At 65.4% G+C, this 10,438-nt stretch carries 7 protein-coding genes and 1 pseudogene; all 8 read left to right on the forward strand.

Features of this window, described 5'->3' with window-relative positions; all coding sequences use genetic code 11:
• The first annotated feature begins 330 nt into the window (after positions 1–330).
• Positions 331–753 (forward strand): putative copper homeostasis (lipo)protein LpqS, encoded by a 423-nt coding sequence (gene lpqS / locus NN4_RS47170; protein WP_462937651.1) that lies wholly within the window; start codon positions 331–333, stop codon positions 751–753.
• 108 nt (positions 754–861) lie between these two features.
• Entirely contained in the window at positions 862–1,986 is a 1,125-nt protein-coding gene (locus tag NN4_RS05105) for a PLP-dependent cysteine synthase family protein (protein ID WP_147128768.1), read from the forward strand.
• A pseudogene (locus tag NN4_RS05110) lies at positions 1,983–3,221 on the forward strand (MFS transporter); the annotation flags it as partial. The gene NN4_RS05105 and the pseudogene NN4_RS05110, both read left to right, overlap by 4 nt.
• Positions 3,222–3,788: 567 nt before the next feature.
• A complete protein-coding gene (locus NN4_RS05115; RefSeq protein ID WP_147128769.1) occupies positions 3,789–3,995 on the forward strand; it encodes a heavy-metal-associated domain-containing protein in 207 nt (68 codons plus the stop codon).
• Between the two features lie 1,243 nt (positions 3,996–5,238).
• The gene (locus tag NN4_RS05120; protein WP_147128770.1) at positions 5,239–5,685 is read left to right on the forward strand and encodes a hypothetical protein; all 447 of its coding nucleotides are present in this window, start codon (positions 5,239–5,241) and stop codon (positions 5,683–5,685) included.
• 628 nt (positions 5,686–6,313) lie between these two features.
• A complete protein-coding gene (locus NN4_RS05125) occupies positions 6,314–6,538 on the forward strand; it encodes a heavy-metal-associated domain-containing protein (RefSeq protein WP_147128771.1) in 225 nt (74 codons plus the stop codon).
• 35 nt (positions 6,539–6,573) lie between these two features.
• On the forward strand, positions 6,574–7,536 hold the full coding sequence (locus NN4_RS05130) for a DUF8832 domain-containing protein (RefSeq protein ID WP_147128772.1): 963 nt from the start codon (positions 6,574–6,576) through the stop codon (positions 7,534–7,536).
• A 71-nt stretch (positions 7,537–7,607) separates the two neighbouring features.
• A complete protein-coding gene (locus tag NN4_RS05135) occupies positions 7,608–9,860 on the forward strand; it encodes a heavy metal translocating P-type ATPase (RefSeq protein ID WP_147128773.1) in 2,253 nt (750 codons plus the stop codon).
• Positions 9,861–10,438 lie beyond the last annotated feature (578 nt).

Here is a 10,438-nt window from a genome sequence, read left to right on the forward strand (position 1 = left end):
CCAAGGCTGGCGATCGAGGGTTCGGTCACATATCCTCGGCCTCGTACGTAGCCGGATAGTAGGTTGATCATTGTCGCGATGTCGACGGCACGGCCATGAAGTCTGCACGATCTAGCGCAAAGAATGCTGTGACACAACGAGTTTCGTGGTAGGAGGTCATCGGTGATGATCGGGTGGAACGTCACCATCTCGTACGACGATGCCCCTCGCGGCCCTAAGTGCCCGCTGTCGTGCCTGGGTTCATCCCGTCAGGCCAGTTCTGGAGGGCGGAGCTGGTATGACCTCCGCTGATAGGTTCTGTTACAAATCTGTTGCTACAGTGGGTTCACTGTGAGGCTTGTCGGTCGATTGCGACACGGTGTCTCGGCGCTCGCACTACTTGCGGTAGTGCTCCTGGTCGCGCCGATGGTGCACTGTGCGCCGACCGAATCCGATGGACATTCCCATGCCGGGGTTCCCTTGGCCGCCTCAATCGCGTCAACTCTGACAGAGTCCCATCACTCCGCGGTGGGCGATGGTGGAGAGCACGGCGCTCCGCACACGAAGCACTGCCTTCTCAAGTCCGCCTTCGAGGGGTTCAGCGGGAACCTCCCGGCCCCGCCTCTGCTGCTGCTGTGGGTCATGGCCGTGGCCACCCTCGTGACGATGGTCCTGCTCGTTGTGGCCGGTGGCGTGCGCGGGCCGCCGGTGGCGGCTATTCGCGCCGTCAGCGGCCGAGCTCTGTTGACGCGCTTCTGTATCGCCCGACGCTGATCGGTCAGCGCCACGCCGACGTTTGTCCATGTCGGCCGGTGACCGCTGCCTGCTAGACGTCTTCCGCCCGGATAGGGCGGCTTGCGATACAGAAAGTGACAGTCAGTCATGGACAAAGTTGTGCTCGATAAGCTCGAGGTCCCCGCGGCGCTGGTGACCGCGCCGGCAGCGGCCCGGCAACCGCACGCGCTCGTCGGGAACACTCCGGTGCTGTGGATCGGCGCTCCGCTGGCACCTACCAGCCGGGGATTTTGGGCCAAGCTCGAGGGATTCAACCCCGGCGGCATGAAGGATCGCCCCGCACTGCACATGGTGCGGTGTGCCGAGCAGCGCGGAGATCTCCTGCCAGGGGCCAGGATCGTCGAATCCACCAGTGGCACCCTCGGTCTGGGATTGGCGCTGGCGGGTCTGGCCTACGGACACCCGGTCACGCTGGTGACCGATCCGGGGCTGGAACCCATCGTGGCGCGCATGCTCAGCGCCTACGGCGCCGGCGTGGAGCTGGTGGCGGAGCCACACGCGGCAGGCGGGTGGCAGCAGGCCCGCCGGGATCGGGTGGCCGAACTGCTCGATCGCGAACCCGACGCCTGGTGCCCGGATCAATACAACAATCCTGACAACGTCGATGGATACGAATCCCTGGCTTTGGAACTGGTCGATCAACTGGGCACCGTGGACGTGTTGGTCTGCGCTGCAGGCACCGGCGGCCACTCCGCGGGTGTGGCACGTGTGTTGCGCAGGTTCAACCCGGACCTGAAGTTGATCGGTGTGGATACGGTGTCGTCCACCATCTTCGGCCAACCTGCCGGGCCGCGGCTGATGCGCGGGCTGGGCTCGAGCATTTATCCGCGCAACGTCGACTACGCCGCGTTCAACGAAATCCATTGGGTCGCACCGTCGGAGGCTGTGTGGGCGTGTCGAGCGCTGGCCGCGACCTATCACGCGACCGGTGGCTGGAGTGTGGGCGCTGTCGCCTTGGTAGCGGGCTGGGCCGCACGCAGCCACGAGGCAGGCACCCGGATCGCGGCGGTGTTCCCCGATGGTCCCGAGCGCTATTTCGACACGATCTACAACGACACCTACTGCCAGGAACACGGGTTGCTCGACGCCGATCCACCCATCGAACCGGACACCATCGCCCACCCGGCCGAGTGCACGGTGCGATCCTGGACCCGCTGCACCACCGTCCTCGACCCGAGAGACATCGATCGAGAACGGGAGCAGACGCCATGACCGCTTTCGCGAAGTTCCGCAGCTTCGACCTGGCGGCCCGGCTGCTGATGATCAACCAGTTCGGCATCAACCTCGGCTTCTACATGCTGATGCCTTACCTGGCCGGATACCTCGCCGGCCCACTGGGTTTGGCCGCGTGGGCGGTCGGTCTGGTGCTGGGCGTACGGAACTTCTCCCAGCAGGGGATGTTCCTCATCGGTGGCACCCTGGCCGATAGGCTCGGCTACAAGCCACTGATCGTGGCGGGATGCCTGCTACGCACCGGCGGATTCGTGCTTCTCGTATTCGCCACCTCGCTGCCGGGCCTGCTGATCGCCTCGGCCGCAACGGGATTCGCCGGGGCGCTGTTCAACCCGGCGGTACGTGCCTATCTGGCCGCCGACGCGGGCGAGCGCCGCGTGGAGGCGTTCGCGGTGTTCAACATCTTCTATCAGGCAGGCATCCTGGCTGGGCCCCTGGTCGGGCTGGCCTTGATGGTGTTGGACTTTCGGGTAACCGCGGGTGCGGCGGCGGTGGTATTCGCGGTGTTGACGGTGGCGCAGCTGTTCGCGCTGCCGCCGCGCCGTGCCGCGGAACCGGCGGAGCCCACCTCGGTGCTCGAGGACTGGCGCATGGTGGTTTCCAACCGCCGCTTCGTTGCGTTCGCGGTGGCGATGATCGGCTCCTACGTCCTGTCGTTCCAGGTGTACCTCGCGCTGCCGTTGCAGGCGGAATACGTCGCGGGTGCGCGAGCGCAGCCAGTCACCTCGGCGCTGTTTGTCATCTCAGGTGTCGTTGCGGTGGCTGGTCAGCTGCGCATCACCGCATGGTTCCGGGCTCGGTGGGGGACCGGACGCAGTCTGGTCGTCGGGATGGGGCTGCTGGCGGTGTCGTTCCTGCCACTGGTGATCGTGTCAGGGCCGCAGCGGTTCGGGCCGGGTGCCGCGGTCGCGGCGCTCATGCTGGCCGCCGCGCTCCTGGCGATCGGCACAGCGGCGGTATTTCCGTTCGAGATGGATACCGTCGTATCCCTCGCCGACGGGAGGCTGGTGGCCACCCACTACGGGTTCTACAACACCGTGGTCGGTGTCGGAATCCTTGTCGGCAACCTGGCTACCGGCGCGGTCGTCGGCGCCGCCCGCGCGGCCGAAGTCGATTGGGCGGTGTGGGTCGGTCTCATGGTCATCGGGGTGGCGGCGGCTTTGGCACTGCACCGGCTCGATCGTGCGTCGGACGCAAGGCCGACCTCCGAGCGGGTGTTGGAAAAAGTGTCGAACGGCGGTCGCCACCGCCTGCCAGAGACTGGGACTGGGACTGGACGGCACCGTATGCCTTCGCAGGGCGCATACGCCAATCGGTCGACGCGCGAGGAGACCACTGGGTGGCATCGCATGAGCGCGACGGAGCAGACGGCGCCGCTCGAGCGGATTCAAGTATCGGGTGGAGAGCCCCGAAGGCTGCCGCCCGCGCAAGCCTGGCCGCGCCGACGGTAGCCGGGCTCTGCGAGATGCAGGCGACGAGACGAGCAGGCCTGACGGTGCGAACGAGAGTCCACGGCGTAGCGCGGCGGGAGGTCTACCGCGCAACTCGACTTCCTAGCTCCAGTCGAGGACTGGGTAACCAGTCCGAACTGAGGTACTGGCTCTCGACCCCCTTCCGCCGCAATGGGTTTAGTTTCGGCGGGAGCCGCCCACGGACCGAGCCAGATGGCCCAATCCCTCAGCCGCTAGAAGAGGCCGTCAGCCCTCGCCTCGATACCGTAGGGGGGTAGAGTAATTATTCGAAGGGCGCCAACGTCTGGTTGTCCAGGAAGGAGAGTGGCCATGAGTACCACGACTGCGACGGTGACCGGAATGACCTGCAGCTGCTGCGTTAATTCGGTTAGCAAGGAAGTCGGCAAGATTCCCGGAGTCACCGGCGTGGACGTCGACCTGGCCACTGGACTGGTCACCGTTGACAGCGCGGGATCGGTCGAGCGTGACGCCCTAGCTGCGGCAATCGGCAAGGCTGGGTACGAACTCGCGGACTGAGGGGATCTCGCCACCTGCGGTGGGTGCTGACACTCGAAAACCAGATCGAGCGGGACGGCCACCTTCGGCTGCCCGCCCGGTGCAACGAAAGATCGAGGACGGCAACGCGAAACGCTGCGAACGGGACAGCACTCCGAGCTTTGGAAAGCGCGGCAGGACGGCAATGGCAGCAAGTCCGCTACCGAGCGGCCGTAGCGACGGTCAGCGGAGGTCGGCGGTTATGAGTCGGGCACATCTGGTTGCGCTCAACCCCAGCAAACTGGCCCTGAACTGGCGATGAGTCATCTGCGGGCAACGGCTTGATTCGATCCCGATCGACAGACTTAACTACAACCTTGCCCCTTAGAAGGAGTAAGGTGCGTAAGGCCGAAGCATTAGATACAACGGAACCACTAGATGCATCGGCTGCGCGGGTCCGAGCCGCCGTGCATGGCAGCCCGAACCCGTCCTAGCTGTGGCGCCTGTGTCCTAGTCCCACAAACTGCGGATCACGTTCAGCAGCCACGTCCCTAGCTCGGTGGGAGACCATCCCACCGAGCCAGCGGGATCATCTCCCACTTTCCTCGAGAGAGCGCGTACCGCCAGATCCACGATGGTCGCAGCGGCTCGCACCCATAGGATGGTCTTCAACAAGCGTCGGACTCCGCCACGGCGGCCTCGGTCACCGGGCGACTCTGGTTCCTCAGTCTTCATTCGACTCCGATCTTCGATCCACCGCCGGACGCGGTGGCTTCAACCGACCTGCACAGCAGGGATCGGCTGAAGCCGCCGCGCGCAACAAGCGGACCTCAGGAGTCAGAGGACCTCGATCCAGACCGCCAGAGTCTACGCATGTTTCGTCGCTGTCGACACGGCAGAAGGATGGCTTTCACGTGAGGCATTAAAACCGACCGGGACCATGCCTGGATTGGCTTCGTCGTGTGCGTTGTCTACCGCCGGTCGTAGCTCCACGTGCGACCGGGTTGGGGGATACCGCTCGACCGGGACCAGCTTTGCACCTGCTCGCATGCGGGCCGTGTACAGGATTCCGTGCAGGTGGTCGATCTCGTGATGTACGAGTTTGGTTGGGCAGTTGCGGCAGTCGGTGATCCGATTCTCTGGTAGGAGTGGTGGTTTCGACCACGATCGACAAGAGGCAAGCTCGCGGATACGTGATTAGCGCGCCTCGGAGAGTCGGTGACACGTGGTCTCCGATCCCGTAATCTACTAAAGGAGATAGTAGTTAATTGGGATGCCTTCGGATGTGAAGGAGTTCGCCATGGGGTCTACGTGGAGTCGGTTGTTGCTGCGATTGCCCTTCGCGACACTCTTAATTGCTGTGGTTCTCGCAGCGACCGCATGCAGCTCCGGTGATAGTTCGCAGAGCGGCACCCCATCGGGTGATACCGAGATCTCGCAGACCGATCCGGGCGCGGCGCGTGTGGCAGTGCGGGAGACGGAATTCTCGATCGGCGTACCTGTTACCGAGCTGCAGCCAGGGGTCTACAAGTTTGCTGTCGAAAACGCCGGCGTCGTGAAGCACGATCTGGTCATCGACGGCCCTGGCGTGGAGTCGGCCCGCACCGACCGAATAGCAGGCGGCGCAACCGCGGAACTGACGGTGAACCTGCGGCCAGGTAAATACGAGCTGTGGTGCTCCGTCGGTAACCATCGCGACGCGGGCATGAGCGCGACCATCACGGTGCGTTGAGGTTCGTCGGTCGGTTTGTCTGCCCGTCGATGGACGGGTTTGCACGGGTGAGGGCGGGGCGTAAGACGCCAGCGGCGTGACAGTAATTAGGTCGGGGCGTCCTCGTCTGCGCTCGATCTCTCTGCGCGAGTTGACCATTCGGCGCCACGACGGATTCGCGCTGATGGCCCGTGTAGACGAGGCGGATGAGCCCCGGCACCGGACGCTGCGCTCGGTCGTCGCACGGAGCTGGGAGCGGCTCGAAGCCGACGATCGCACTATCGCCCAGCGGCTGACCGTCTTTCGCGGCGACATCGCCCTTTGGGCAACGCAGCGGTGGTGGCTCTCATGCCTCCTTAGGGGTTGTCCAAGCCGAGAAACGAGCACCTGTCGTTCTTCCCTGCCGGCGTTGATGTCTGCCTGTACGTCGGAACGCGTTCGCGGCCGTTGGATCGGTTGCCCCCAACGCCGCAGCGTTGCGGGAGTCCGCTTGCTGGCTTCGGCTTCGAATGTGATCGCCCAGCGTGATCGGGCGCGTTGCGGCGCCCGGTCAGCTCGGAAAGATTCGAATCGGACGGGTTGACAAGATACCCTAGGGGGGTATGGTTATTTCTAGTTCGCTAGACCGTCACGAAGAAGGAGACATCACATGAGCGCCGTGCCTGCCACTGTGACCACCACTGCCACCGTCACCGGAATGACCTGCGGCCATTGCGTCTCCTCGGTGCGTGAAGAAGTCGGAAAGATCGACGGCGTTACTTCCGTCGCGGTCGACCTCAGCAGTGGGCTGTTGAAGATCGAAAGTTCTGCTCCGGTCGAACGCGAGGCGATAGCCGCTGCTGTCGACGAAGCCGGTTACCGACTCGCCGACTGATTCTCGAGACCCGCAGTTTGGAAAGACAGCGCCTGATGAACGCAACCAGCAAGTTGGCCGGATTCACTCTCGGCCTCGCCGCGGTCTTCGGCATCGCCCTCGCCGCCGGCGCGATGATCGGCCGAGAGCCCGCCGAGCCCGCCGAGCATGACTCGAACGAACACGCAGCTGGGCCCGCTGCCACTGGCGGGCCCGGCGCCGTGCAAGTCCCTGAAGGGCTGATGTCCAGCGCAGACGGATACACCCTGCAACTCGACAACCTGCAGACCACGGCGGCCGCCAACGTTCCGATCCGCTTCCGGATTCTGAACGCCCAGGGCGCACCCGTCACCCGGTACGTGAACAGGCACGACAAGGACCTGCACCTGATCGTGGTGCGCCGTGATCTGGTCGCGTTTCAACATGTGCATCCGGTGCTCGATACCACCGGAAAATGGAGTGTCCCATTGGATCTCACCCGCGCCGGGGACTACCGGGTGTTCGCCGACTTCACCCCGGAGAGCGGACAGAATCTGACGCTGGGCGCCGACCTACGGGTCGGGGGCAACTACGATGCCAAAGCGCTGCCCGCCCCGGCGGCCACCGCGACGGTCGGCGACTACACCGTCACTGTGAATGGCGCAGTCACGCCCGGCCAGTCATCCAAGGTCACACTCGCGGTCAACCGCAACGGACAGCCCGTCACCAACCTGCAGCCCTACCTTGGCGCATACGGCCACCTAGTCGCACTCCGCGCCGCCGACCTTGCCTACCTGCACGCCCACCCCGATGGCCGCCCCGGCGACGGCGTCACTCCGGCAGGACCCGCCATTACTTTCTATGTCACCGCGCCCGACGTCGGCGATTACCGGCTGTTTCTCGACTTCCAGCACGAAGGTGTGGTCCGCACAGCCGAATTCACCGTGGAGGTCGCTTCTAGCGGCGCGACCGGCCCCCAAGCGCCCAACGTCGGCCACGGAAGTACTGCCGAACCGCCGCAGTCCGGCCACGGTCACTGACCGACGTTACCTCGACGCGCAACTGCCGTCCTTACTGATCTCCACCAGTGCCGCATAGAACGGAGCACACGATGACCACCGCGACGCAACCACCCAGCACCGGGCAGGTCGAATTGGTGATCGGCGGCATGACCTGCGCGTCCTGCGCCAATCGCATCGAGAAGAAGCTGAACAAACTCGACGGCGTCACCGCGACGGTGAACTACGCGACCGAGAAGGCGCGGGTCGAGGTCACCGGCGACGTCTCACCCGCCGAACTGATCGCCACCGTCGAGCAGGCCGGATATCAGGCAGCGCTGCCCGCGCCGAAGAACGAGCCGGCCGAAACCGCGGCGGCCGAACCTGACCCGACCGCCACACTGCGCACTAGGCTGCTGGTTTCGCTGGTGCTGACGGTGCCGGTGATCGCAATGGCGATGATCCCCGCGCTGCAGTTCACCAACTGGCAGTGGCTGTCGCTGACGCTCGCCGCGCCGGTGGTGGTGTGGGGCGCGCTGCCGTTCCACAAGGCGGCGTGGATCAATCTGCGTCATGCCACCGCCACCATGGACACGCTGATCTCCATCGGCACCCTCGCGGCGCTCGGGTGGTCGCTGTACGCGCTGTTCTGGGGCAGCGCCGGGATGACGGGAATGACCCACCCGTTCGAGCTGACCATCGATCGGGAAGGCGGCGCGGGCAATATCTATCTGGAGGTGGCGGCGGGCGTCACCACCTTTATTCTGGCCGGACGCTACTTCGAGGCCCGGTCCAAGCGGAGGGCCGGCGCCGCACTGCGGGCACTGCTGGAACTCGGTGCCAAAGAAGTGTCAGTGCTGCGCGACGGTGTGGAGCAGCGCATCCCGGTCGATGAGCTCGCCGTGGGCGATCTGTTCGTGGTGCGTCCCGGTGAGAAGGTCGCCACCGACGGTGTTGTGGTAGAAGGCTCCTCGGCGGTCGACGCCTCCATGCTGACCGGCGAGTCGGTGCCGGTCGAGGTCGGTGCCGACGACGCGGTGGTCGGCGCGACGGTGAATGTCGGCGGCCGAATCGTGGTCCGTGCCAGTCGTATCGGGTCCGACACCCAGCTGGCGCAGATGGCGAAGCTGGTGGAGGAGGCGCAGAACGGCAAGGCACAGGCGCAGCGGCTGGCCGACAAGATCTCCGGCATATTCGTGCCGATCGCAATTGGGCTGTCGGTCGCCACCCTCGGATTCTGGCTCGGCACCGGCGGTTCCGTCGCCGCCGCCTTCACCGCCGCGGTCGCCGTGCTCATCATCGCCTGCCCGTGCGCCCTCGGTCTGGCCACGCCCACCGCACTGATGGTCGGCACGGGCCGCGGAGCGCAGCTGGGCATCCTCATCAAGGGTCCGGAGGTGCTGGAGTCGACCCGGCGGGTGGACACCGTGGTGCTGGACAAGACCGGCACTGTCACCACCGGCAAGATGACCCTGCTGAAGGTGTACGCCGCCGACGGTCAGGACGAGACGCTGATCCTGGAACTGGCCGGGGCCCTGGAGGATTCGTCCGAGCACCCGATCGCGCAGGCGATCGCTAAGGGCGCTCGGGAGAAGGCCGGCGAGCTGAAGCCGGTCGAGGGCTTCGCCAATGTCGAGGGCCTCGGAGTCCAGGGTGTCGTGGACGGGCACGCGGTGGTCGTCGGACGTCGTCGACTGCTGACGGACTGGGCGCAGCACCTGGACGCCGGCCTGGAGCAGGCCATGTCCGGCGCCGAGTCCGAGGGCAAGACCGCCGTCGCCGTGGGCTGGGACGGCGAGGCACGCGGCGTGCTGGTCGTCGCCGACGCGGTGAAACCCACCTCCGCGGACGCGATTACACAACTGCGGGCACTGGGCCTGACACCCATCTTGCTGACCGGAGACAACACGGCCGCGGCTCGTGCCATCGGTGACGAGGTCGGCATCGAGCAGGTGATCGCCGAAGTCCTGCCGCAGGACAAGGTCGACGTCGTCAAGAAGCTGCAGGCCGAGGGCAAGGTCGTTGCCATGGTCGGCGACGGCGTCAACGATGCGGCTGCACTGGCCCAGGCGGACCTCGGCCTGGCCATGGGCACCGGCACCGACGTGGCGATCGAGGCCAGCGACCTGACCCTGGTGCGCGGCGACTTGCGGGCCGCGGCGGACGCGATCCGCCTGTCCCGCAAGACCCTCGGCACCATCAAGGGCAACCTGTTCTGGGCTTTCGCCTACAACGTGGCCGTCCTGCCGCTGGCCATGGCCGGCCTGCTGAACCCGATGCTCGCGGGCGCCGCCATGGCGTTCTCCTCGGTCTTCGTCGTCAGCAACAGCTTGCGCCTGCGCAGCTTCCGCTCCACCGCGCAATGACCCGAAAGCCACACAGCTAGATCGGACGGGACGGCACCTCTGAGCCGTCCTGTCCGGCATTCAGGAGAACGTCGTGCCGACACTATCCGAGACCGCACTCCGAGTTGCCCGGCATCCGGCGACCCGCGCGGTAGCGCGTTGCGCCGTCGCCTGCGCCGCTGGAGCGATCCAGCGAGCTGTCGCGCGCCGTGCGCGCCCACCGGACCGTAACAAGCTCAGCTACCAATCCTGACGCGACGTTAGTTGCTTGTGGTGCGTCGGATGCGGCCGCTGGCTTGACCATTATGGTCCGCCCGGCCGTACGCGGTTTGAAGCTGAACGGCAAAGGAAGCAGAGTTGAGTTGTAGATGGCTGCTCACGGCCGCATAGGTTCGGCCTGATAGACGGTAGGCAGGCGAAGGTGCATGAATCTGGCTGAAGCCGTGGATTGCTAATCCATTGCTCGTGTGTTCAGGACCAATGGACCCATCACCTCTCGGTTTTGACCAGTCGGATGATGTGCAGGCGGTCGCCGACGTCGCCGGGGTATCGGCGTGAGGTGACGGTGACGGACTGCCATCCTGTGTCGGTGAATGCAC

The sequence above is a fragment of the Nocardia ninae NBRC 108245 genome (genome assembly GCF_007990755.1).
Taxonomy (GTDB): domain Bacteria; phylum Actinomycetota; class Actinomycetes; order Mycobacteriales; family Mycobacteriaceae; genus Nocardia; species Nocardia ninae.